Origin of the sequence: Leucobacter tardus, assembly GCF_017583045.1 — a bacterium.
GTDB lineage: Bacteria > Actinomycetota > Actinomycetes > Actinomycetales > Microbacteriaceae > Leucobacter > Leucobacter tardus.
Genome location: NZ_JAGFBF010000004.1, coordinates 189,731 through 214,612, shown reverse-complemented (window position 1 = coordinate 214,612; position 24,882 = coordinate 189,731). Strand labels below are relative to the sequence as shown.

General features: G+C 69.4%; 20 protein-coding genes. 9 read left to right on the top strand and 11 right to left on the bottom strand.

The genetic code is table 11. The annotated features are described in order from the left end of the window. Nucleotides 1–38: 38 nt before the first annotated feature. The 3 genes from pyrH to rpsB form a co-directional block, all read right to left on the bottom strand. Nucleotides 39–761 carry a UMP kinase gene (gene pyrH / locus J4H85_RS06530; protein WP_208238023.1) on the bottom strand — a complete coding sequence of 241 codons (723 nt, stop codon included), beginning with the start codon at nt 759–761 and terminating at the stop codon, nt 39–41. Between the two features lie 155 nt (nt 762–916). Then, nucleotides 917–1,744: a translation elongation factor Ts gene (gene tsf, locus J4H85_RS06525; protein ID WP_208238022.1), complete on the bottom strand. Its 828-nt coding sequence runs from the start codon at nt 1,742–1,744 to the stop codon at nt 917–919. Nucleotides 1,745–1,789: 45 nt separating this feature from the next. Beyond that, complete coding sequence (gene rpsB, locus J4H85_RS06520; protein ID WP_208238021.1) at nt 1,790–2,683, bottom strand: 30S ribosomal protein S2; 894 nt, start codon at nt 2,681–2,683, stop codon at nt 1,790–1,792. Between the two features lie 307 nt (nt 2,684–2,990). Here rpsB and J4H85_RS06515 point away from each other — a divergent pair, with 307 nt between their 5' ends. From J4H85_RS06515 to J4H85_RS06500, 4 genes are read left to right on the top strand one after another with little or no spacing between them, the layout of a single operon-like run. Then, entirely contained in the window at nt 2,991–3,389 is a 399-nt protein-coding gene (locus J4H85_RS06515; protein WP_208238020.1) for a YraN family protein, read from the top strand. Further along, a complete protein-coding gene (locus J4H85_RS06510; protein WP_208238019.1) occupies nt 3,386–4,954 on the top strand; it encodes a YifB family Mg chelatase-like AAA ATPase in 1,569 nt (522 codons plus the stop codon). Before J4H85_RS06515 ends, J4H85_RS06510 begins: the two co-directional genes overlap by 4 nt. Beyond that, nucleotides 4,951–6,249, top strand: a complete 1,299-nt coding sequence (gene dprA, locus J4H85_RS06505) for a DNA-processing protein DprA (protein WP_208238017.1) — start codon at nt 4,951–4,953, stop codon at nt 6,247–6,249. Before J4H85_RS06510 ends, dprA begins: the two co-directional genes overlap by 4 nt. 4 nt (nt 6,250–6,253) lie before the next feature. Further along, nucleotides 6,254–7,186 (top strand): tyrosine-type recombinase/integrase, encoded by a 933-nt coding sequence (locus J4H85_RS06500; RefSeq protein ID WP_208238015.1) that lies wholly within the window; start codon nt 6,254–6,256, stop codon nt 7,184–7,186. A gap of 64 nt (nt 7,187–7,250) precedes the next feature. On the opposite strand, the gene J4H85_RS06495 is transcribed toward J4H85_RS06500, so the two are convergent. Beyond that, entirely contained in the window at nt 7,251–7,724 is a 474-nt protein-coding gene (locus J4H85_RS06495; RefSeq protein WP_208238013.1) for a M23 family metallopeptidase, read from the bottom strand. A 185-nt stretch (nt 7,725–7,909) separates the two neighbouring features. Then, nucleotides 7,910–8,233, bottom strand: a complete 324-nt coding sequence (locus J4H85_RS06490; protein ID WP_208238011.1) for a DUF2469 domain-containing protein — start codon at nt 8,231–8,233, stop codon at nt 7,910–7,912. A gap of 76 nt (nt 8,234–8,309) precedes the next feature. On the opposite strand from J4H85_RS06490, the gene imuA' reads away from it, so the two are divergent. From imuA' to J4H85_RS06470, 4 genes are read left to right on the top strand one after another with little or no spacing between them, the layout of a single operon-like run. Continuing rightward, a complete protein-coding gene (gene imuA' / locus J4H85_RS06485) occupies nt 8,310–9,056 on the top strand; it encodes a DnaE2-dependent mutagenesis accessory factor ImuA' (protein WP_208238009.1) in 747 nt (248 codons plus the stop codon). Then, complete coding sequence (locus J4H85_RS06480; RefSeq protein ID WP_208238007.1) at nt 9,053–10,699, top strand: DNA polymerase Y family protein; 1,647 nt, start codon at nt 9,053–9,055, stop codon at nt 10,697–10,699. Before imuA' ends, J4H85_RS06480 begins: the two co-directional genes overlap by 4 nt. A 22-nt stretch (nt 10,700–10,721) precedes the next feature. Continuing rightward, a complete protein-coding gene (locus tag J4H85_RS06475; protein ID WP_208238005.1) occupies nt 10,722–14,129 on the top strand; it encodes an error-prone DNA polymerase in 3,408 nt (1,135 codons plus the stop codon). Between the two features lie 27 nt (nt 14,130–14,156). Next, nucleotides 14,157–15,479, top strand: coding sequence for a nicotinate phosphoribosyltransferase (locus J4H85_RS06470; protein ID WP_208238003.1), 1,323 nt, complete (start codon nt 14,157–14,159; stop codon nt 15,477–15,479). 10 nt (nt 15,480–15,489) lie between these two features. On the opposite strand, the gene J4H85_RS06465 is transcribed toward J4H85_RS06470, so the two are convergent. The 4 genes from J4H85_RS06465 to J4H85_RS06450 form a co-directional block, all read right to left on the bottom strand. Beyond that, nucleotides 15,490–15,759: a DUF3039 domain-containing protein gene (locus J4H85_RS06465; protein WP_208238002.1), complete on the bottom strand. Its 270-nt coding sequence runs from the start codon at nt 15,757–15,759 to the stop codon at nt 15,490–15,492. 31 nt (nt 15,760–15,790) lie between these two features. Continuing rightward, on the bottom strand, nt 15,791–17,359 hold the full coding sequence (locus tag J4H85_RS06460) for a hypothetical protein (RefSeq protein WP_208238001.1): 1,569 nt from the start codon (nt 17,357–17,359) through the stop codon (nt 15,791–15,793). Then, complete coding sequence (locus tag J4H85_RS06455; protein WP_307863468.1) at nt 17,329–18,294, bottom strand: ABC transporter ATP-binding protein; 966 nt, start codon at nt 18,292–18,294, stop codon at nt 17,329–17,331. The genes J4H85_RS06460 and J4H85_RS06455 overlap by 31 nt, the downstream gene beginning before the upstream one ends. Before the next feature lie 177 nt (nt 18,295–18,471). Beyond that, nucleotides 18,472–19,716: a CDP-glycerol glycerophosphotransferase family protein gene (locus J4H85_RS06450; protein WP_307863467.1), complete on the bottom strand. Its 1,245-nt coding sequence runs from the start codon at nt 19,714–19,716 to the stop codon at nt 18,472–18,474. Nucleotides 19,717–19,768: 52 nt separating this feature from the next. Here J4H85_RS06450 and J4H85_RS06445 point away from each other — a divergent pair, with 52 nt between their 5' ends. Next, nucleotides 19,769–20,818: a glycosyltransferase family 2 protein gene (locus tag J4H85_RS06445; protein WP_307863466.1), complete on the top strand. Its 1,050-nt coding sequence runs from the start codon at nt 19,769–19,771 to the stop codon at nt 20,816–20,818. Here J4H85_RS06445 and J4H85_RS06440 read toward each other — a convergent pair whose 3' ends face one another. Both J4H85_RS06440 and J4H85_RS06435 read right to left on the bottom strand, forming a co-directional pair. Continuing rightward, nucleotides 20,819–23,191: a CDP-glycerol glycerophosphotransferase family protein gene (locus J4H85_RS06440; RefSeq protein WP_208237999.1), complete on the bottom strand. Its 2,373-nt coding sequence runs from the start codon at nt 23,189–23,191 to the stop codon at nt 20,819–20,821. Nucleotides 23,192–23,241: 50 nt separating this feature from the next. Further along, nucleotides 23,242–24,843, bottom strand: coding sequence for a S1C family serine protease (locus J4H85_RS06435; protein WP_307863465.1), 1,602 nt, complete (start codon nt 24,841–24,843; stop codon nt 23,242–23,244). Between the last annotated feature and the right edge of the window lie 39 nt (nt 24,844–24,882).

The following is a 24,882-nucleotide window of genomic DNA, read 5'->3' as shown; positions in this document are numbered from 1 at the left end:
GCCAGCGCAGCCCGCCGCAGTCGCGACCGAACGTTCCGCTACTGGCGGACGAGCGTGCCGAGCTGCTCGCCGCGGATCGCGGCGGTGACGTTGCCCTCGGGCTCCATGCCGAAGACACGCATCGGCATTCCATTGTCCATGCAGAGACTGAACGCGGTCGAATCGACGACCTTGAGGCCGCGGACGAGCGCGTCACCGTAACTGATCTCATCGATCAATGTGGCCTCGGGATCCTTCCGCGGATCCGCGGTGTACACGCCGTCGACACCGTTCTTGGCGACGAGCACCTGCTCGGCGTGGATCTCGAGCGCACGCTGAGCGGCCACGGTATCGGTCGAGAAATAGGGCAGACCGGCACCGGCACCGAAGATCACGACGCGCCCCTTCTCGAGGTGGCGGACCGCGCGCAACGGGATGTAGGTCTCAGCGACCTGCGTCATCGTCACCGCGGACTGGACCCGGCTCGACACTCCGGCCTGCTCGAGGAAGTCCTGCAGCGCAAGCGCGTTCATCACGGTGCCGAGCATTCCCATGTAGTCGGCGCGCGAGCGATCCATGCCGCGCTGCGACAGCTCGGCGCCGCGGAAGAAGTTGCCGCCGCCGACCACCACTGCCACCTCGACGGTGTCGACCGCCGCCGCGATCTCGCGAGCGATCTGGCTCACCACGTCGGGGTTCACTCCGAGCGTGCCACCGCCGAACGCTTCGCCCGAGAGCTTGAGCATGACGCGACGCTTGCGAGCGGGGGTGTTCTGAGTCATCGATTCTCCTTCAAGACGGGGCACCTGCTGATGCCAGGATAGTGGAGGTGCCGGATGCCGGCACGCGGGCTGCAGGATCCGCTCGGCGCCGATCGTTCGACCCCGGACAGCACGAGACCCGGGTGCCGATGGCACCCGGGTCTCTCACCAGCGGATTAGGATCCGACCTTGCACCGAGCGAAGCCGTTCACCGTGATCCCGGCGGCCTCGGCCACCTTCGCCACCGTGCGCTTCTCCTCGTCCAGCGCGTGGATCTGCTCGTTCAGCACGACCTGCTTGAAGAATGCGTTGAGGCGACCCTCGACGATCTTCGGCAGTGCAGCCTCGGGCTTGCCCTCGTTCTTCGAGATCTCGGTGACGAGCTCGCGCTCCTTCTCGACCTCGGCCTCGGGCACCTCGTCGCGCGTGACGTACACCGGGTCGGCGAAGGAGATGTGCTGAGCGATGCTCAGCGCAGCCTTCGCGTCGTCGCCGGTGTACCCCACCACGACACCGATCTGCGGGGGCAGATCCTTCGACGTGCGGTGCAGGTACACGGCGGTCGAGCCCTCGGTCACGGCGACGCGGCGCAGCTCGATGCGCTCGCCGATGATCGCGGCTTCATCGGTGATGACCTCGCCGACCGTCTTGCCTTCGGCGGGGGCGGCGAGCGCCTCCTCGAGGTTCTTCGCACCGGCAGCGGTGATCGCATCGAGCACGCGCTCGCCCAGTGCGCCGAACTTCTCGTTCTTCGCGACGAAGTCGGTCTCGCAGACGAGCTCGATCATGACGGTGGTGTCGTCGCCCTGCTTGACGGCGACGAGACCTTCGCTCGCCTCGCGGCCCTCACGCTTCGCAACGCCCTTCAGGCCCTTGAGACGCAGGATCTCGATCGCCTTCTCGATGTCGCCATCTGCCTCGGTGAGCGCGTTCTTGCTGTCGACCATGCCGGCGCCGAGACGCTCGCGCAGTTCCTTCACAGCGGCCATGCTGACTGCAGCCATATGTGACTCCTTCTGAGTAGTGGGTACGAGTGAGTGTGTGCCGAGTTACTCGGCGGTCTTCTCGGCCGGCGCCTCGGCCGCAGCCTCTTCCGAGGCCTCGGCTGCGGGGGTCTCCTCAGCAGGGGTCTCCTCGGCGGCGGGCGCCTCAGTGGTCTCCTCGGCTGCGGGCTTCTCGGCCTGGTCGGCGTTCAGCAGCTCGACCTCCCACTCGGCGAGCGGCTCGGCTGCGGCGTCGCCCTCGCTGGGCTTCTGGTGGCGCTCCATGAGGCCTTCGGCCGCGGCGTCGGCGATCACGCGCGTGAGCAGCGAGACGGAGCGGATCGCGTCGTCGTTGCCCGGAATGGGGTAGGTGACCTCGTCGGGGTCGCAGTTGGTGTCGAGGATGGCGATGACCGGGATGCCCAGCTTCTTCGCCTCGTCGATTGCAAGGTGCTCCTTCTTGGTGTCGACCACCCAGAGCGCTGCCGGGGTCTTGCCCATGTTGCGGATGCCGCCGAGCGACTTCTGCAGCTTCTCGAGCTCACGGCTCTTGAGCAGGAGCTCCTTCTTGGTGAAGCCGCTCGTGCCGCCCTCGAAGTCGAGCTGCTCGAGCTCCTTCATGCGCTCGAGGCGCTTGGTGACGGTCTGGAAGTTGGTGAGGAGTCCGCCGAGCCAGCGCTGGTTGACGTAGGGCTGATTCACACGAGCGGCCTGTTCGGCGATGGCTTCCTGCGCCTGCTTCTTGGTGCCGACGAAGAGGATGTTGCCGCCGCGTGCGACGGTGTTCTTCACGAACTCGTATGCGTCATCGATGTATCCGAGCGACTGCTGCAGGTCGATGATGTAGATGCCCGAGCGCTCGGTGAAGATGAAGCGCTTCATCTTGGGGTTCCAGCGACGGGTCTGGTGTCCGAAGTGGACGCCGCTGTCGAGCAGCTGGCGAATGGTGACGACGGCCATGGCCGTTCTCCTGTTCTGCGCACGGGGACGTGCGCGCTTGCGGTTGTCTCTTCCGCCCGCGGTGCGGGGGAATCCTGGTGCCCCGGAGAGCGCCGCTTCACGAGTGAAGACCGGTGGCGCTGCATCCGTGCGCGGGCACGCGAAGTCACCTCCACAGAGGTGCTCCGAACAGTGTAGCATCGGCGCACCCGCGTCGTGACGCACTGCGTTTCGTCCACACCGCCTGGCCGCACCGGATCTTTCCCCACCTCCCGCACGGCCGCTCGATGACCGGGTCGCTCGCGCCACGCTGGTCGCGGAGGCACCCATGAACCCACACCCCGCTGAACCATCGGTCCCCGCGACGGACCGCACGCACAATCACCGCATCGGCGCACGCGGCGAGACGATCGCTCGCGAGCACCTCGAGCGACGCGGATGCACGATCCTCGCTCAGAACTGGCGGCACCGCGACGGCGAACTCGATCTCATCGTCCGCGACGGAGAGACGGTCGTCGCCGTCGAGGTGAAGACCCGGACGGGGCTCGGCTACGGGCATCCGCTCGAAGCGATCACCCCGCGCAAGGCACACCGGATCCGGCGTCTGCTCGGCGCCTGGGCCCGCGCGCACACGGCGCGCGGCACCCGATTGCGCGTCGACGCCATCGGCATCGTCCTGCGCGACGGCGAGCGCCCCCGCCTCGACCACCTGCAGGGCGTAGCGTGAGCGCAACGGTGCCCAAGGCTGCGGCACTCGCACTGCTCGGACTCACCGGCACCCCGGTGATGGTCGAAGCGGCGGTCACCCGTCAGCTTCCCGGCATGGCGGTCATCGGTCTGCCCGATGCAGCGCTCGCCGAGGCTCGCCTCAGGGTACGCACGGCGATCGCGCAGGCAGGACTGAGCCTCAGCTCTCGGTTCCTGACCATCAATCTGAGCCCGGCGGCACTGCCGAAGCACGGCTCGTCCTTCGACCTCGCGATCGCGCTGGCGGCGCTCTCGGCCTCGGGGGAGGTTCCCGACGGACGCCTGCACACGACCGCGCACTTCGGCGAACTCGGACTCGACGGGGGCATTCGACGGCCCGCAGGCTTGCTGAGCGCGGTGGTCGCGGCGCGCGAGCTCGGATTCGAGCGGATCATGGTGCCGGAATCCGGTCGAGCGGAAGCGTTGCTGGTCCCCGGGATCGGGGTGATCTCAGCGCCCGATCTTGCCGCCGCTGCCGCCTGGCATCGCGGGTCGCCCGGTCGGTGGTCGGAGATTCCGGGCGACCGCCGTCGCGACGATGGGCAGTCGGGCAACGGTCCGCGGGTGTCCCGCGCACTGGCCGAACCCGACATGGCAGACGTCGTCGGCCAGCCGGAGGCGACCGAGGCGATGGTGATCGCGGCGGCCGGTCGGCATCACATCTCCCTCTCCGGCCCTCCCGGAGCGGGCAAGACGCTCCTGGCGAGTCGGCTTCCCTCGATTTTGCCCGATCTCACGTCCGAAGAAGCACTCACGGCGAGCTGCATCGCCTCGCTGGGTGGCTCGCCCGTCACCGAACTCATCCGGCGCCCGCCGTTCGAACGCCCCCATCACACGGCCTCACCCGCGGCCATCATCGGAGGCGGAGACGCGGCCGGGATCCGACCGGGGGCCATCACGAGAGCCTGCCACGGAGTGATGCTGCTCGATGAGACGCCGCTGTTCTCCTCCACGGTACTCGACGCGCTCAGGCAACCGCTCGAGTCGGGGGTCGTCGAGATCCACCGCGCCAGGTTCCGAGCCACCTTCCCCGCCGCACTGCAACTCGTGCTCGCCTCGAACCCGTGCCCGTGCGGCAATGCGGACTCCCCCGACCCGGCGCTCGAGTGCACGTGCACGCCGTACGCGCGGCGTCAGTATGCGCAGCGGGTATCCGGCCCGCTGCGCGATCGCATCGACCTGTCACTCGAAGTGCGACGCGTGTCGAGTGTCGTACTCACCGAATCCTGCGCGGTCAGACCCACCAGCCGAGAGCTCAAGGATCGGGTCGGCCGGGCGAGAGCACTCGCCGCCGCACGACTCTCCGGAACACCGTGGACGGTCAACGCGCAAGTCCCGGGCAACTGGTTGCGCGGACCGGCAGCACGGCTGCCGCGCAGCCACACCGCCGTGCTCGATCAGGCGCTCGGACGCGGCGCGCTCACCCTGCGCGGGTACGACCGTACGCTGAGGGTCGCGTGGACCATCGCCGATCTCGCCGGCCGCGACCTGCCCAGTCGCGCCGATATCGCGCGCGCTCTCGCGCTCCGCGGGGGTCGACGATGAGCCGCCCGACTGCAGGATTTCTCGCCGAACCCGCGATCCGCGGGGCTCTCGCCGCCATCGATTCGGCCACGGACACGGCAGCCGTGCACAGCGCGGAACGCGCCGATGCGCTGCTGGCCCGGATCGCATGGTCTCGTCTCACCGAACCGGGTGACCGCGTCGCCCACGAGGTCCTCACCTGCATCGGTCCCGAGCACGCACTGCTCATGCTCATGCGCGGCACGACCGGCACCGACCTCCTGAGGGCATGCGAACGGCACGCGGCCGAAGCCGAGGAGCCGCACACGCTCTCACCCGACCTGACGGTCCGCGCCTGCACCGCGGCGCTGAAGCGATGGGTGCCCCGCCTCGACCGCAGAGGCGCGCACGAGGACCTCGATCGCGCCCAGCAGGGAGGGCTCCGGGTCGTCCTCCCCGAGGACTCCTTGTGGCCCCGGACGCTGGTCGACCTGGGCGCGCACGCCCCACTCATGCTGTGGGTCCGCGGCGACCCGGCGCACCTTTCGAGCACCGCGCTGTCCGTCGTCGGCTCGCGAGCTGCGAGCGGCTACGGGTCCGACGTGACGGCAGAGTTCACCGCCGCCGCAGCGCAGGCCGGAGCGACGATCGTCTCGGGTGCCGCGTACGGCATCGACGCCGTCGCGCACCGCACCGCGCTCCATCTCGAACGCCCTACCGTCGCACTCCTCGCCGGCGGAGCGGATCGGGCCTACCCGCGCGCGCACGAGACACTGCTGCAGCGCATCGGCGAGCACGGTGCGGTCTGCGCCGAAATGCCGCCGGGAGCCGCCCCGACACGGTGGCGGTTCCTCATGCGCAACCGGCTCATCGCATCCCTCTCCGCCGCAACCCTGGTGACGGAAGCCGGACCGCGGTCGGGTTCGCTGAACACCGCAGGACACGCCGCCGAGATCGGGCGTCCGCTCGGCGCCGTGCCCGGGCCGGTGACCTCCGCCGCGTCCCGAGGCTGTCACCGGCTCATCCGCGAGTACGGCGCCACCCTCATCTCAGGCACATCCGACGTCATCGAACTGCTCGGAGGCGATGTGGGCTCTCCCACTGATCCCTCGCCCGCGGACGGCGACGGTACCCGGCAGCCGGCGACCCACCGCCGACTGCTGGACGCGCTGCCGTTGCGCGGCACCCGCACGCTCCGAGACGCGGCGGCCCGCGCCGGACTCGACCCGGACGACGCCCGAGACGCTGCGGCCGAACTCGAACTGCTCGGCTTCATGACCCGAGACGAAACGCCGTACGGTGGTGAGGAGCGATGGCGTCTCCACCGTCGAGAATGAGTGCATGCACCTGCACGACGCCACGAGCGAGTTCCTCGCCGCGACTCGGCACGAGTACGGCTACTCGGAGCACACGCTGCGCGCGTACGCGCGCGACTTGCAATCGCTGGTCGCGTTCGCCTCCGAGGGAGAGGCTTCAGTCGCCGCCTCGATGCGTCTCGATGCCCTCACGCTCGATCTGCTGCGCGACTGGCTCTGGGCCGAGCAGCAGCGCGGTCTGGCCCCCACGACGATCGCGCGTCGCGTCGCCACCGCGAAGTCGTTCGGCAAGTGGCTCGAGCACCGCGGACTCGTACCGGGCAACCCTGCATCCCGACTGCGCGCGCCTCAGGCCCCCCGCACCCTGCCGCGCGTACTCGGAAACGAGCAGATCGCGCGCATCATGGAACGGGCCGCACAACGCGCCGCACACGGCACACCCCAGCAGATCAGAGACCACGCCATCCTCGAACTCCTGTACGCCACGGCCATGCGCGTCTCCGAGCTGTGCACGCTCCGCCGCTCCGGCCTCGACCTCCTCGAGCGCACCGTCCGCGTCCGAGGCAAAGGCAACCGCGACCGTGTCGTGCCCTTCGGAGCCCCGGCGGCTCGTGCACTCGACGACTACCTCGAGCGCGGCAGACCCTCACTCCTCGCCGCATCAGACGGCATGATCGACGCGGCCGAAGTGTTCCTCGGCAGCGACGGCACCCCGCTCACCACCCAGGCTGTCTACCGCCTCGTCGCGCGCGAACTCGAACAAGAACCGGGCGGCGGCCCCCGTGGCCCGCACACGTTCCGCCACACCGCTGCCACGCACCTGCTCGACGGCGGCGCCGACCTCCGCGTGGTGCAAGAACTGCTCGGGCACGCGAGCCTGTCGAGCACCCAGGTCTACACGCACGTGTCGACCGAACGACTCGCGGAAAGCTACCGTCAGGCGCATCCGCGAGCGTGAACCTCAGCCGGAGCCGAGAGCGGCACCACGGCACAGGCTCGGCACCACGGCACCGTCATGACACTCACCAGGGGAGGAGTTCGGGCACCCCAGACAGGAACCGCATCGGATTCACGTATGCACCATCGACCCGCACCCCCAGGTGCACGCACGCCGAGGCGCAGTGCCCGTTGCGGATCGTACCGATCGTGCGTCCGCGCTGCACGGGGTCGCCTTCCGTGAGGGACGTCTCGACCGGTTCGAGGGAGAGCACGGTGTCTCGGTCGACACGGATCGAGATCACGCCGCGTCCCGCGACGGGACCCGCGAAGCTCACGACGCCGTCGGCGGGGGCCAGAAGCGGCTGGCCATCGGTCGCGGCGAGATCGACGCCACGGTGCCCCGCCGCATACGGGGTGGGCGGGGGTTCATATCCCCGGGCGAGTACCAGTGGGTGCCCGGCGGGCGACGACCACTTCTCGACCGGTGCCACAGCCCTGGCGGAGGCACCCGGCTGCAGGAGGAGCAGCAGGAGCAGGGCGACTCCCCACGCTCCCATCGACGCACGATGAGAACGAAGCTCGAGCAGGGAATGTCCGCGGCGCATACCCTGACCATGCCATCGGGGGAACAGGGTGCGCTGCCTCGCCGACACGGCTGTGGAAGATGCGCCGATTCACATCGAGCATGCTGGCTGTGCACGATGCGGGATCACCGCGGAACGCACACCCGCATCCAGTGCGCTCACTCGTCGAGCGCGAGCTCCTGCGGCAGCTTGAACTCGCGTGCCGAGAGCTCTTCGACGTTGACGTCCTTGAACGTGAGCACCCGGACCGACTTCACGAATCGGTCGGCGCGGTAGACGTCCCACACCCAGACATCTTTCATCGAGAGCTCGAAGTAGAAATCGCTCCCCGCGTCCTGACGCGTGAGATCGACCTCGTTCGCCAGGTAGAACCGCCGCTCGGTCTCCACGACATAGCGAAATTGACCGACGACGTCCCGGTACTCTCGGAACAGCGAGAGCTCGGCATCGCGTTCGTAATCGTCCAGATCGTCTTCATTCATCCCGTCCATCCTACGTGCTGACAGGACACCCCGTTTCCGGATTGACAGACTCGAATACATGTTCGAATATGGGTGCATGTCCTCGCCCGCCTCCGCCTCGCTGCAGCACCGCATCGATGAGATGCAGTCGCTTCGCCTGGATGAGCGCACCCTACCGACCGCCGGCCCGTTGCGCCCGCTGCTTCCGGGGGGCCGCCTGCGCATGGGGGCCACCTATGCTGTGCACGGTTCGGCCACTCTGGGCCTGGCCCTGCTTGCCGAAGCGTCGACCGCGGGCGAGTGGTGCGGCATCGTGGGCGCACCCGACCTGCACCCCGAAGCCGCTGCGCGACTCGGGGTCGCGCTCGACCGCTGCGCCCTCGTGCCGCGGCCCGGCGCCCGCGCGCTCAGCGTCGCCAGCACGCTCGCCGAGACGCTCTCACTCGTACTGGTGTACGACATTTCCACTCCCGCGCATCGCGATGCCGCTCGCCTCGCGGCAAAGCTGCGCGACAGTGGTGCGGCGCTGATCGTGCTGGGCGACTGGCCTCGTGCGGAGAGCGAGTTGCGCGTGACGGCCTCGCGATGGTCGGGGCTCGGTCACGGCAGCGGAGTGCTCCGCAGCCGTGAGCTCACGATCCGATCCCAAGATCGGCGTGGGCTTCGCGAGCATCGCGTGCACCTGGAAACCGGTCGTCTGAGCGAACCCGAATCTGCGCCACAGCCGGCAGGCGCAGCACCGCCCGCACCGGGGTTCCCCCGCCCCGTAGCTGTTGCCGCGCCGACGAAGACGCGCGAGCGCGTGGTCGAGCTCACGACGGAACCCGCTTCGGAGTTCGCATGACGGTCTCTCATCGCCGCGTGATGGCTCTCTGGATTCCGGACTGGCCGGTGCACGCGCACCTCGCCGAGTTCCCCGATACCGACACCGACACGGGCACCGGCACCGAGTCCGGCACCGATCCCCGAGCCGACGGGCCGGGCGCCCCCGTTGCACTGTTGGCGTCCCGCAGAGTGTCGGCGTGCTCTGCCGGCGCACGCGCCGCCGGGGTGCGCGTCGGCCTCAAAGAGCACGAGGCGAGATTCCGGTGCACCGACCTTCGTTTGCTGCCGCACGACCCCGAAATCGATGCCAGGCGCTTCGAACCCGTGCTCGCCGCACTGGAAGCGCTCGTACCGGAGGTCGAGGCGGTCAGGCCGGGCCTCTGCGCCGTGCGGGCCAGAGGCCCGGCGCGCTACTACGGAGGCGAGGCGGAGGCCGCTGCGGCACTCAGGGAGGCGATCGCCGGTCTCGGGTTCTCGGATGCGCGGGTCGGAGTGGCCGAGGGGCGCTTCGCCGCCGAGCAGGCTGCTCGATCCGCCGCTGACGATCCGCAGGTGACCTCGCCGTCGCCGGGCGTCAGGCTCATCGCCGCCGCAGAGACCGCGGCTTTCCTCGGTCCGCTGCCGATCGCACGCGCCACCGGCTCCGACCTGGGCGATGTGCTGCGCGGTCTCGGCATTCACACGCTCGGCGCGTTGGCGGCGCTCCCGCCCTCGGCGGTGCAGGATCGGTTCGGACGCGCCGGAGGCGTCGCCCGCAGACTCGCGGCCGGCGATGATCCCGACGCCGGACCGTCGCTGGTGCCGCGTGAACGGCCGCAGGAGTTCGGGGTCGAACTCGCTTTCGAGCCCCCGGTCGACGGAGCCGATCCGCTGGCGTTCGCCTGCAGCGCGGCCGCCGAGCGCTTCGTCGCCGATCTCGTGGGCGCTGGGCTCATCTGCACCGAGATCAGCGTGCAGCTGACCGACGACATCGGCGTGAGACACGAGCGCAACTGGGCCCACCCGAAGCACTTCGACGGCGCTGACGTGCTGAACCGGGTGCGCTGGCAGGCGGAGACGCTCCCCCGCGACGCCGACCGGGCGGGGGCGGGCGTGGTGCACGTGCTGATCGCGCCGATCCGCACCGATCGCGCCGCCCACCACGAACCGGGTCTCTGGAGCAGCGATTCCGACCCCAGGGTGCATCACGTGCTCAGTCGCGTGCAGAGCCTGGTGGGTCATGAAGGGGTCGTCACGGCGAAGCTCACGGGAGGTCGGTTGCTGCGCGACCGACGGCAGTGGGTCCCCTGGGGCACACGCGCATCCGAGACGGCGGCGCACCGCCGACCTCCCGATCAGCCGTGGCCGGGATCACTCCCCCCGCCGCACCCCGTGTTCGTCTTCGATCCCCCGGTTCAGGTCGAGTGCGTCGCCGCCGACGAATCCTCTGTCTCGCTGAGCGAGGACGGAGACACCCTCACCGCCCCACCGGCCCGGTTGCGCATCCCCACTGCGGGTGTCGACGAACCCGTGGAGACCTGGTCACCGCCGTGGCCGCTGCGCGAACGCTGGTGGGCCGGCACTCCGCCGCGCTTCCGTCTGCAACTGGCCCTGCAGAACGGGGACGCCTGGCTGCTGCTGCACCAGCGCGGATCGTGGTTCGCCGAAGGCCGATACGACTGACCGCACGCTGCGAGGAGGACTCATGGACTGGAACAACCCGGCACTCTCATGGGACACGTTCGAGCGGACCCTCTCGGGCAGACCTGCTGCGCCGCGGACCCGTCGAACTCGCCCCGCACCCACGACGCCCGCGTCGACGCAGCCCGCGCCCCCACCGGAGATCCCGATCCCCGAGCCTGAGGCGCCCGTCGTTCCGTACGCCGAGCTCCACGCTCATTCGCACTACAGCTTCCTGGACGGCGCCTCCTCTCCCGAGGACCTCATCGCCGAAGCCGTCCGACTGCGGCTCACCGGCATCGCCATCACCGATCACGACGGGTTCTACGGGGCCGCGCGCTTCGCCGAGGCAGCCCTCGAACACCCCGATCTACTCACCGTCTACGGCGCAGAGCTCTCCCTCGGGTTGGATGCACCGCAACTCGGCGTCGCCGACCCCGCCGGCGCCCACCTGCTCGTGCTCGCTCGCGGCGTGGGCGGCTACCATCGGCTCTCTTCGGCGATCACCGAAGCACAGCTCGCCGGCGGTGAGAAAGGGCGCCCCCGCTACGACCTCGACGCACTGGCGGCGGATGCGGACGGGCAGTGGGCGGTGCTCACCGGGTGCCGGAAGGGCGCGGTGCGACAGGCGCTCGATACCGGCGGATCCGACGCGGCGGCGCGCGAGCTCGCTCGCCTCGGCGACCGCTTCGGGCGGGACAACGTGTACGTCGAGCTCAGCGACCACGGTCACCCCGGAGACGACGTGCGCTGCGACGAGCTCGCGGAGATCGCGCGGCGCGCCAAGTTTCCGACGGTCGTCACGGGCGCCGTGCACTACGCGACCGCCGCGCACGCACCGCTCGCCGAGGCGGTGGCCGCCGTCCGGGCGCGGCGAAGTCTCGACGAAATGGACGGGTACCTGCCGGCGAACGCCGCCGCGCGGTTGCGCAGCGGCGCGCAGATGCTTCGGCGATTCGCGCGTCATCCCGAAGCCGTCGAGCGCACCGCTCCGCTCGCGCAGTCGCTCGCGTTCCCCCTGCGGGCGGCGTCGCCCGAGCTGCCCCGCCTCGCGCTCCCCGAGGGGCACACGCAGATGAGCTGGCTCCGCGACCTGGTGTGGCGAGGGGCAGCCGAGCGCTACGGCGATCCGCTGGATCCGGGGATTCGCGCGCGCCTCGAACGCGAACTGCACGTAATCGAGGAGAAAGACTTTCCCGGATACTTCCTCATCGTGCACGACCTCGTGGGGTACGCGCGAACGCGGGGCATCCTGTGCCAGGGCAGAGGATCCGCGGCCAACTCGGCGGTGTGCTTCGTCCTCAGGATCACCGATGTGGACTCGGTGTTCTACAACCTGCCGTTCGAGCGGTTCCTCTCGAGCATGCGCGACGAAGAACCGGACATCGATGTGGACTTCGATTCCGGCAGGCGCGAAGAGGTCATCCAGTACGTGTACGAACGCTACGGACGGCGCAGTGCCGCCCAGGTGGCGAACGTGATCTCATACCGCCCGAAGGCCGCCGTGCGGGATGCGGCGAAGGCGCTCGGATACCCGCCGGATCGGCAGAAGGCCTGGACGCGCAGCCTGGACAAGTGGAACTCCATCGGCGAGGACCCGCACAGTCCGATCCCGGAACCCGTGCGCGACCTCGCGTCTCAGCTCCTCAAGAGCCCGAGGCACCTCGGCATCCACTCGGGCGGCATGGTGCTCACCCGGCGACCGATCGGCGAGGTCTGCCCCATCGAGCACGCCCGCATGGACGGGCGCACCGTGCTGCAGTGGGACAAGGACGATTGCGCCGCGATGCGTCTCGTGAAGTTCGACCTGCTCGGGCTCGGCATGCTGAATGCGCTGCAGGGAACACTCGACCTCATCGCCGACGCCACGGGTGAGACCTGGACGCTCGCGACGATCCCGAAGGAGGAGGCCGGGGTGTACGACATGCTGTGCCGCGCCGATGCCATCGGGGTCTTCCAGGTCGAGAGCCGCGCGCAGCTGAACACGCTGCCGCGCCTCAGACCGCGTCGCTTCTACGACCTCGTCATCGAGATCGCACTGATCCGGCCAGGTCCCATGCAGGGCGGCGCGGTGCACCCGTACCTGCGCCGCCGCAACACGGAAGAACCGGTCACGTACCCGCACCCCGCGCTGGAACCGGTGCTGGAACGCACGCTCGGGGTACCGCTCTTCCAGGAGCAGCTCATGCAGATGGCGATGACGGTCGGCAACTGCTCAGCTGAGGACGCCGACCAGCTGAGGCGCGCCATGGGGTCGAAACGCGGCGTGGAGCGGATCGACCGACTCAAGGACCAGCTGTTCTCGGGCATGCACGAGCACGGCATCGTCGGCGAGGAGGCTCAGCTGCTCTACCAGCAGATCGAAGCGTTCGCCGGATTCGGATTCGCCGAAAGCCACTCGATCAGCTTCGCGCTGCTCGTCTACGCGAGTTCCTGGTGCAAGCTGCACTATCCCGCGGCGTTCCTGGCCGGTCTGCTGCGCGCGCAACCGATGGGGTTCTACTCGTCCCGATCGCTGGTCGAGGACGCCAGGCGTCACGGCGTCCAGGTGCTGCCGCCCGACGTGCAGCGCTCGCGCGCCGGTTCAGCGCTCGAACCGTTGGAGGACGATCGGGATGAAGCCCCGCGCATCACCGGCATGCCGTCGTGCGCGCACCACGACCAGCCGACCCCTGGCCCGTTCGACACCTCCTCACCCGACACGGGAGCGCGCCACCGTCGCGACGGCGCGTTCGCGGTGCGACTGGGATTGGAAGAGGTGCGCGGCATCGAGCGGGGTGCGGCCGAGCGGATCGAGCGGGCACGTGGCGACGCACCGTTCAGGGATCTCGCCGACCTCGCGCGACGGGCGGATCTGGATCGCACGACCATCGAGGCCCTCGGCGCCGCCGGGGCGTGCGCCGGTCTCGGACTGGAACGCCGCGAGGCGATGTGGGCCGCGGCACCGGCGTCGGACAATCGGGCGCGCTATCTCGAGGGATCGGTGGTGCAGGTGCAGCCTCCCCTGCTCCCCCTGCTCAGCGACGCGGAGCAGACCGCACTCGATCTGTGGACCACCGGCGTGGTCTCGGGGACGCACCCTGTGGCACTGCTCAGGCAGACGCTCGACGCGCGTCGGGTGGTGCGTTCCGATCGGGTGCATGACGTGCCTGCGGGGTCGCTCGTCGAGGTGGCGGGTCTCGTGACGCACCGTCAGCGTCCTGGCACCGCCGGCGGCATCACCTTCATCACGCTCGAAGACGAGGCAGGCACGGTGAACATCGTCACGTGGCCCCAGCTCTGGAAGCGCAGCCGTCTCGTCGCCGGGTCCGCCCCTGCGCTCATCGTCAGCGGGACGCTCGAACGATCGGCCGACGGTGTCGTGAACATCATCGCGTCGCAGTTCGAACCGCTCGCTGCGCCTCCGAGCGTCTCGTCACGCGACTTCCGCTGATCGAAGCAGCGCCGCTATGCTGGCGAGGTGTCAGCCTCAACCGCGCTCCTCACCGACCGCTACGAGCTCACGATGGTCGATGCCGCCCTCGCCGCAGGCACCGCCCACCGTCGCAGCGTCTTCGAACTCTTCGCCCGCCGACTTTCCGGAGCGCGGCGATACGGCGTCGTCGCGGGCACCGGCCGCCTGCTCGAAGCGCTCGAACTGTTCCGCTTCACCGATGCCGAACTGACGTGGCTCGCGGAAGAGGACTTTCTGCGGCAGGAGACCCTGGACTGGCTCGCGGACTTCTCCTTCAGTGGCAGCATCTGGGGGTACCCCGAGGGCGAGGTGTTCTTCCCCGGATCCCCGCTGCTCACGGTCGAGTCGACCTTCGCCGAAGGCGTGCTCCTCGAGACGCTCGCTCTCAGCATCCTGAACGCCGACTCGGCGGTGGCGACCGCTGCGTCGCGGATGAGCCACGCCGCCGCAGGCAAGCCGATCGCCGAGATGGGTTCGCGGCGCACGGGCGAACGCAGTGCGGTCGCCGCGGCACGCGCGGCGTACATCGCGGGGTTCAGCGCGACCTCGAACCTCGAGGCTGGCCGCAGCTACGGCATTCCGACCATGGGCACCGCGGCGCACAGCTTCACCCTGCTGCACGACAGCGAACGGGATGCTTTCGCCGCTCAGGTCGCCTCCCTGGGCCCGGGCACTACCCTGCTCGTCGACACCTACGACATCGAACAGGGCGTGCGCAACGCCGTCGACGTGGCGGGTCCCGGGCTCGGCGCCGTCCGCATCGACTCCGGCGACCTCCCCGTCGTCGTCGGGCGGGTACGCCGGTTGCTGGACGAGCTCGGGGCGGTGGACACCCGCATCACCGTCACGAACGATCTCGACGAGCACACCGTTGCGACACTCGCCGCATCACCGGTGGACAGTTTCGGCGTGGGCACGTCGGTCGTCGTCGGTTCGGGCTCGCCCACCATGGGGATGGTCTACAAGCTGGTCGCCCGTACGGGTGACGACGGCGCGTGGGTGCCCGTGGCGAAGCGTTCGGCCGCGAAGGCGTCGATCGGCGGGCGGAAGGGGGTGCGTCGACTCGTATCGGCGACCGGGACGGTCTTGAGCGAGGAGGTGCTGCTCCACGACGGAGCCGCGGATCACCTCGAGCTCGGCCATGGAGAAACCGCTCAAGAGGTCGTGGTCCCCCTCGTCATCGACGGGGTCGTGCAGTCCGGCCACACGGGCACCGCGGGTATCGCGGCCGCTCGTGAGCGGCATCGTCTGAGTGTGGCGGCGCTGCCGCCCGTCGCCATGAGCCTCACTCGCGGAGACCCGGCGGTTCCGACGCTCTACGTGGAATGAGCGAACGCGTCTACTTCTTCATCTCTTCGTAGACCTTCTTGCACTCCGGGCAGACGGGGAACTTCTCCGGGTCGCGGGAGGGGGTCCACTTCTTCCCGCAGAGCGCACGCACCGGCTTGCCGGACATCGCCGACTCCATGATCTTGTGCTTCGGCACGTAGTGCGAGAAGCGCTCGTGGTCGCCATCCTCCAGCTGCTGATCCTCGAGCAGCTTCTCGAGCTCGCGATCGAGTACATCGGTGCCGCCTGCGGGGCCCTGGTCACGCGTGAAGATACCCATGCGCCCATTCTACGCCGCTCGGGCGCGAGTGTCAGTCGTAGACCTGGGTGACCGCGATGAGTTCGGGTGCGCTGCGATTGAAGACCGCGCCGCCGATCAGCACACCGAGCAGCAGCACGACCGCGCCGTAGCCGATGCCGAAGAGCAGCGCCCACAGATTCGCGGTGAATTCGACGTCGAACACGGCGTTCAATGCGAACCACACGGGCGGCAGCGACAGCAGCATCGCCACGATGATCGACATGGTCTGCGCGCGGCCCGAGCCCGAGCCCGACCACTGCGGCTGCAGGAAGGGACTGTCGCCCGGGCGGGTGGTCGGATAGGGCATGAGCACCGAGAACACGCTCGCCACGCCAGCGGCCACGAAGAGCACTCCGAGGTTCAGTCCGATGACGGCCGGGAGGATGCGCCATTCGCCGAGGACGGTGACGGTGAGGCTGGACCCGATCACTGCAAGCGGAACCCCGACGACGAGCACCGGCGCGAGACGCCCCGCGCGATCTTCGCGCCCGCGGATCCCGCTCGCGACATGACTCCAGATCGCCGTCGAATCCATCGCCACATCGTTGTGCAGCGACCATCCGAGCAGCAGCAGCATGACCGGGAGCGGCAGCAGCGCGAGCACGGTGATCCCGGCTCCGGCCACCCAGAACGCCAGCAGCATCACGATGGGGGCGATCGGGATCGCGACCAGTGCCACGCGGTACCGCGGGTCGCGCGCCCAGTAGGTCAGTGTGCGCGCGCTGATGACGGAGGCGGGGCGAGCGGGGAACCGCTCGAACCATCCGAGACCCCGACGCGCAACCGCACTGTCTGCGGGTCGCTCGACGCGTTCGTTCGATGCCTTCACCAGTGGGAACCAGACGAGGAGGCACAGAAGGGCGAATCCCCCGGCGATGATGAAGCGCATCGCAAGACCGCTCTCGTCGCCGGACGCGAGCTGCCAGAGTGCGGCGAACGGAGCGCCGAACGGCGTCCACGACAGCACCGAGGTGACGTCCACGAATGCGCCGTCGGCATCGCCGAACGTCGTGGCCGCGACGAAGACCGCGACGGGCGCGAACGCGACCAGAAGGACCGATCCGACGGCGCGGACGATCCCGGCGCGGTCGGACCCCACGACGAGTCTCGAGAGCGCCGACGCGACTCGTGCGCCGCACACGGCGATGACGAGCACGAGCACGAGCGTCGCCGTGAGCGCAGGCGGGTGCGCCTGCCATTCCGGGCGGGTGGCACCGAGTGCGATGATCCAGCTCAGCAGGAGCAGGAACGGCCAGGAGATCACGGTCGAGCCCAGCAACCCGAACGCGATCTGCGAAGCGGACATCGGGTACCCGGCGAACTGCCGAGGTTCCAGGTGTCCGCGATTCGCGAAGAACGGCACGAGCACGACCGCGCCGAGGATCACGGCACCGACGGCGGTATCGAACGTCGCGAGCTGCCCCGTCGAGGCGAACCATCGCGGCGGCAGGATGGCGGCGAGGACCGCCGCGGCGAACAGTGCGGCGAAGGTCACCACGGCGCCGACCGACCGTGTGAAGGTCTCGCGGAAGGGCGCCGCGAGCAGCGCTACTCGGAGTCTGAAGATCCGTGCAACCACTCGAGCCCCTCCCCTGCCTCACTGGACTCGGTCAGGTGCCTGAAGCGGTCTTCGAGACTCATCCCGTCGCGCACGGCGTCGACGGTGCCCTGCGCGATGACGCTGCCGTCGATGATGACAGCGACGTGGTCGCAGACGCGCTGGATGAGGTCGAGGCTGTGGCTCGACATGATGACGCTGCCGCCTCCGGCGACGTACTTCTCGAGGATCTCCGTGACGTTCGATGCCGAGACCGGGTCGATCGCTTCGAAGGGCTCGTCGAGCACGAGCACATCGGGTGCGTGGATCATGGAGCAGGCGAGCGCGATCTTCTTCTGCATGCCTGCGGAGTAGTCGGAGACCAGACGCCCGAGCGCCGACTCGAGGCTGAAGGCCTCGGCGAGCTCGGCGACGCGCTGCGCGACCGCTGACTCTTCCACCCCGTGCAGCACACCCGAGTAGTACATCAGCTGAGCACCGGTCAGACGATCGAACAGCCGCAGCCGATCAGGCAGCGTGCCGATGAGGCGTTTCGCCGCAGCTCCATCTGCCCAGACGTCGACGTCGCGCACCGTCACGCGACCGGAGGTCGGGCGGTTCAGGCCGCTGAGCATCGACAGCGTCGTGGTCTTGCCCGCGCCGTTCGGACCGACGATGCCGGTGAATGAGCCGGCATGCACATCGATCGTGACTTCATTCGCCGCGATGACGGTGCCGTAGCTCTTCGTCAGCGATTCGGTCCGGAGCACCACCGGGTTGTGCTCGGCCAGCCGGCCGCGCTCGCGCGCCCGCACCACCGAGGGGACCGGCACCTGGATGCGTCCCGTTGCGGGCGCACTGCTACTCGGGCGTTCCGATCGGTCCGGAGCATCCAGCTGCGCCTCGTGCTGCACATCGGCGGCGTCAGAGGGTGCAGCGGCCGCGCTCGCGGGCGTCGACGCCGCATCGGTCTCCACCCCGGGATCTGCGGCGGCCTTCCGAGACCGGGACCCCGCCGTCCGACTGGGCCGGACTCGAGAGGAGCCACCCTGCCGATCGGTCGCCTGAGCAGCGGACTTGTCTACCGTTGCATCATCTTCCGGCACCTGATCAGCATCCAATCGCGAGTCTTCGGGCGGCACTCCCACAATCTATCAAACCCTATCTGGGTCCGACGTCCGCGCGCGGTACTCTTCGGCCCGTTCGATGAGCTCGGCGACCGCGGATTCGAATCGGGCGGTCGGCGCGCCGTGCTCGGTATCGCCGAAATAGTGCTTCGACCAGTGCCCGAGTCGGTCGCGCGCCTGCTCGTCGTGGAGCGCGCGCTCGATCTCGGCCACGATGTTCTGAGCATCGGCCGCGGCGAGCCAGTCGCAGTCCGCGAGGTACCCGCGGTCGTCCTCGACCTCGGCCGCTGCCGATGTCGGACGCGTGATCATGAGCGGTTTCCCGGTTGAGAGTCGGTCGTAGACCATCGCCGAGATGTCGCAGATCGCGATGTCCGGTTCCCGGAGCTGCCACCCGATCTGCGGTGACTCGTCGAAGACGTGATGGGCCGATGCGTCGCGCCGATTCGCCTCGCGCAGCAGGACGGCGATCTCGGCGCTCGCGCGGCCGAACGCCTGATCGACGACCCCGGTGCGGGGATGCGGGCGATAGACGACGCGATGCTCGCCAGTCGCGATCAGACGTTTGACCAGCTCGACGCCGTGGGATCGGACCGAACCGTACGTCGCCGCCGGCCGATCCCCCTCCCAGGTCGGCGCGTAGAGCACGACCGTTCGCTCGTCCACCGGATACGGCGGCGTCCCGTCGAGGTGATCCGTCTGGGGCCGTCCGATCGCGACGGTCCGTTCATCGACGTCGTAGTCCCAGAGCGCCCGAGACAGACGATCGCGCGCGGCGTCCCCGGCGACGAAGGCGCGATCGTAGGTCTTGTGCTGGTTGGTCGACATGTAGACCTTGTCGCTCTCGCCATGATTGATGAACACGTGCCAGCGGCGACCGTACCGCAGCATCTGGAAGTTCCGCGTGTTCTGATTCACGTAGAGAATGACTTCGAGCGGCTGCTCGTCGAGCACACGCTCGAGGTCGGGCGGTTGAGGTGCCAGCACGACGTCGAGACCGCTCTCATCGGCGATCGTGCGCATCCCCGACGCATCGCGTGCGATGACGAGCACCGGGGAACGACGCGCGAGGGAACGCAGCGGGGCGTACCACTGGCGCATCTGGTAGATGTTGACGTCGCTGTCGGCGAAGTAGACGCCCACGCGGAACGTGCCGGGCTCGAGCGGTCCGCGCCGCGCGACGATGCGCTGCGCCTCCCGGTTCGCGCGCCACCGCAGTGCCGCACGCCTCCCCAGCGATACGACCTGCCTGCCGATCCTCAGTCCTTGCACGCGCACAGTTTACCCGCGGACTCCGCACGCGCGGCCGTGGCACAATCGCAGTGTGCGATCCCTGCCTGCGCTTCCGGAGACCCCAGCGGTCTCGTACGTCATGCCGGTGCTCAACGAGGAGGGATATCTCGAACGCGCCGTGCGCACGATCCTCGCGCAGGACTACGCGGGCGAGAAGGAGATTGTGCTCGCGCTCGGCCCATCGCGGGACCGCAGTTCGGACATCGCCCGCGGGCTCGCTGCGGAGGACGCGCGGGTGCGCCTCGTCGACAATCCCGAACGCCACATCCCCATCGGACTGAACCGCGCGATCGAGGCGAGCTCGCACCCCGTCGTGATCCGGGTCGATGCCCACTCGGAACTGACCACCGATTACACCCGTGCCGGGATCGCCGCACTGCGAGCGCACGACGCGGTCAATGTCGGCGGTGTGATGCGGGCGGCGGGACGCAAGCCGGTGCAGCGGGCCATCGCACGCGGGTACAACAGTCCGTTCGGTCTCGGCGGGGGCGCCTATCACGGAGACGGCACGGCCGGTCCGGCGGAGTCCGCATACCTCGGGATCTTCCGGCGGGCGGCGATCGAGGCCGTCGGCGGCTACGATCCCGGAATTCTGCGCGGCGAGGATTGGGAGCTCAACCTGCGCATCCGACGAGCCGGGGGCACCGTCTGGTTCGATCCTGCGCTCGGGGTGACGTACTGGCCGCGCGGCAGCTTCCGCGATCTCTCGCGCCAGTTCCTCGCGACGGGGACCTGGCGAGCCGTACTCGTGCGCCGGTACCGGGGGGCGAACCCGTGGCGCTTCTTCGCTCCGGGAGCGCTGGTCGTCGCCCTCGCCGCGAGTGCGGGCGTCGGGGCACTGCAACTCATCGGGGTGCTCCCCCGCAGATCGCCGTGGTCGCTGCTGCACCTGGCGTCGGCCGGGTATGCGGCGGGAATCGGATTCGCCGTGACGCGGCTCTCAGATCCTCCGCAGCGGGGCCCGCGCGATCGTGCGCTGAGCGGCGCCGCGCTCATCACCATGCACGTGAGCTGGGGCGCCGGATTCCTGCGCGGAATCCTGTTCGGCGGGGGTCGCACCGTCGACACCTCCCGCGCCTGATCAGCCGATCGCGCCGCGTTCGATCAGCTCGTCGACCACGCGTTCCGCCGCGTGCCCGTCATCGTGCGGTGCGAAACGCGCTCGCCATGCGGCCGACGCGGGTGCGTACCGCTGCACCCACCCGGCGTGCGCGGCGTCTTGCGCGATCGCCGCGGCATGCGCGACGACCTCGTCGCGGGTGGTGAGCAACGGGCCGGGCGCCTCCCGCTCGAAGTCGAAGGTGAATCCGCGTTCGCGATCGCGATAGGCGGCGAGGTCCGGGACGAAGAACAGCATCGGGATCTGAGTGATCGCGGCGTCGAACATGATCGATGAGTAGTCGGTCACGAGCAGGTCGGCGGCAAGGATGACGTCGTTCACGTCGGGGTGCCGCGACGCATCGACGACGCGGGGGTGCCCTCTCCCGTAGGTACCGAATCCGAGGGTGCGCGTGTGCCCGCGCACCACGACCGTCCAACCGTCCCCCAGCTCCTCGGCGAGCGCCACGACATCGAGCTCGTCGACGAGTGTGATGCCGCGGTCGCGCCAGGTCGGCGCGTAGACGCACACGTGCTGTTCGTCGGCGATGCCGAGCGCCTGCCGCGCCGCTCGCACGGACACCGGATTCAGTGCGTGCGGTCCGAGCACCGCGTTCGCGAGCGCATCGTCCCTCGGGTAGCCCGTCTCGATCACCGGGCCTCGGAAGGCGTAACTGCTGCGGAACTGTTCCGTCGCGTGCGGATTCTGCGACAGCAGCAGATCCCACTTGCGGCTCTCTCGCCGGATCGCGATCCGCGTGCGCAGGCCGACGTTCGGACGCCCGAGCGCGAGATGCTTGAGCATCGTGCCGTGCCACGTCTGCACCACCGTCTGCTGCCGCCGCGGGGAGAACCCTCTGCGCACCCAGTCGTTGACGATGAGCAGCCGAGCTCGACGGCGCGCTGCGCGCCACTCGCGTCCTCCGACGAGAACGGCGGTGGCGCCGTCGGGCACGCGCTGCTGCTCGCTGGTGACACTCCAGTACCTGGGAACCTCCGGGAACCGTCGGGCGATCTCTCGATCGAGCGCGAGCGGATTGCAGCCGACCTGGGTGCCGTAGAAGCTCTCGAAGAAGATGGCACCCTCCGGGATGAGCTCCGCATCCGAGCGACGGAGCTGCACGATGCGATCCAGCACGCGTGCCGCGGCGCCGCCCTCGGGAAACGTGTGGAACCGAGCGGCCAGCGCCCGGGACCGCGCTGCAGCGGATCGGCGGCCGGATCCGTGCGACGGGAGCACGGACATCAACTGATCGGAGACGCCCGCCCAGTCCGCCGCGACTCGGCGATCACTGGTGACTTCGAGCGGCTCGTAGAGACCGCGGCTCTGAGTGTACCGGTCGAGATCGGGGGCGAACCACACGATCGGGCGCGCGAAGAGTGAGAAGTCGACGGCCGCGGAAGAGTAGTCCGTGACCAGCGCGTCGAATGCGCCGAGCAGCGGCGTGAGGTCTCGGGCCATCACAGTGTCGAGCAGATGCACTCGGGGCCCGAGCACATCCGCGTAGGCGCCGGCGCCGAGCGGGTGCGGTCGGAGGACGAGTCGCGCCTGCACTGCCTCGAGCGTGGCGTGCAGCGCGGACACTTCTTCCGGTGTCGGAACTCCGGGGTCCCCCGCGCCATCCCGCCACGTCGGGGCGTAGAGCACCAGCGATTCGCCCTCCGCCGTCGACTCGGTGAGTCCGAGCATCTCGCGCACCCGCCTCGTGACCGCATCGCGCCGTTCCGTGTCCGCGATCTGCAGGGCGAGCTCGTCGTCTCTCGGGTCGCCGAGCACGGCGACCCGACCCGGATCGACGCGGAACGCCGACCGCAACCGGTCGGCTGCGAGCGGCGATCCGGCGACGAAGAGGTCGACCTGGCCTGCGCCCGAGAGATACATCCGCTTGAGCAGACGACGCACGATCGCCGGGCCGCGCACCGCCGTCGTCACCGGGGAGTCGAGGTGGAGACGTTTGAGCGGCGCACCGTGCCACAGCTGCACCACGGTACCGCCGAAGACCCCGAAGCGGTTGACGTCCCCGAGACCGTGCGTCACCACGAGCGTCCGCGCGCGCAGGGTGGCCCAGTATCCGGCTCGTCCGCGCCGCAGCACGGGGGTGAATCCCTCGCTGCGCGCCAGTTCCGCTTCCTGGTCGTCGGCGACGAGCCAGACGATCTCCGCCGCGCTGTCGGCGGCGCGGAGCTGCCGTGCCAGGGCCAGCGCTCCTTCAGCCACGCCGATACCGGATCCGAAGGCCCAGCGACGATCGTCGCGCGGCACGAACCACGAGACGACCACCGAGATCAGGTACCGCGGAATCGCGAGGAGCTTTTCGAGGTTGCCTCGTGCGAATCGGAAGTTGCCGTCACTCACCCGCTCCACTGTAGCCGGAGCGGGTGAGTGCGGTTTTCAGTCCGAGCGGCTCACCACTCCAGAGTGCCGAGGGTGGCGGTCGTCTCGCTCGCCTTGCCGTCGCGGGTGTACGAGATCTTCACGTCGCTACCGCCCTCGTGGTACCGGACGAGTGCGGAGACCGACGTGCCGTCGATCGCGGGGATACCGTCGACCGCGGTGATGACGTCGCCCTGTTTGAGACCGGCCTCGGCGGCGGGGCCGCCCTGCTCGACGCTGGCGACCAGTCCGCCGGCGACGCTCGCGTCCGCGTCGGTGTCCGTGGACGAATCTGCGACGCTGATGCCGAGCTGGCCGTGGGAGGGCTGATCGCCGTCGATGATCTCTTGAGCGATGCGATTCGCCAGGTTCGAGGGAATGGCGAATCCGAGCCCGTCGCTGCCCGCGGCCTCGGAGCCGGCGTTCGAAGCGATCGCGACGTTGACGCCGATGACTTCACCTTCGCCGTTCAGCAGCGCACCGCCCGAATTGCCCGGGTTGATCGATGCGTCGGTCTGCACGACCGGGAGGGTCACGCTGCCGCTCGCCTGCTGCTGCTCGGGCTGCTGCTGTCCTTCTTCATCGGGTGTACCGAATCGGAAGTCCCAGGGGAATCCGTTGCCCTCTTCGGGCTGTGACTGATCGGGCTGCTCCGTGTTGTCCGGGATCAGCGGGCTGCCGACTGAGATGCCGCGGTTCAGCGCACTCACCACGCCGCTCGTGACGGTATTCGACAGGTTGAGCGGAGCACCGATCGCCACCGTGAGGTCGCCCACGTTGATCTGGTCGGAATCCGCGAAGGTCGCGGGGCTCAGACCCTCGGCGTCGACCTTCACCACGGCGAGATCGGCGTAAGGGTCGGTACCGACCAGTTCGCCCTGCAGGATCCGACCATCGGAGAACTTCACCTTGATGTCAGCGCCGTCGATCGCCGCACCGTCGAGCGTCGCCACGTGGGCGTTGGTCACGATGTACCCGTCCTCGCTGTAGACGATGCCCGAGCCCGATCCCTGAGCATTGCTCGACTGCACTTCGAGGGTCACGACGCTCGGCGTCGCGGCGGCGGCGACCCCCGAGACCTGGGTCGCCGTGTCGGTGTTCTGCAGCGTCAACGTGCCTCCGTTGCCGCCCGCCGCGACCGAGGTCTGCGAGAGGTTCGCCGACACGACTGCGCCGACCCCGCCGCCGACGACGCCGCCGAGCAGGGCGCCGATCGCGAGCCCCGCGAGGAGCGTCCCGCTCCGGCTCTTCTTCCCGGAACCGCTCGCCCCCGGACCGGACGGACCTGTGGGTCCCGAGCCGTCCGTGACGGGAGGCTGACCGCCGCCGCCGACGAGCACCGGCGTCTCGCTCGCCGACTGCTCGCGATACTGACCCGCCGGCGGGGCACCGTACTGCGGAGCACCGTACTGCGGGGAACCGTGCGGGGCGGCCCCCGGATGCGTCGTCCCCTGATGTGTCGCTTTCTGAGCCGTTCCGGCGGGATAGGCGGCTGCAGCATCTCCCGAGGGAGTGTGCTGCGGCGTCCCGTACTGCGGGGGCGCATATCGGGGGTACGCGTTGTTCTGATCCGGCGACGCTTGCGGAGACCCGCCGTACGGCTGCGGAGTCGAGGGCGACCCCTGCGTGGGCACGGCTCGCGTCTCTGCGGTCCCGCTGTCGTGCTCCGTTCG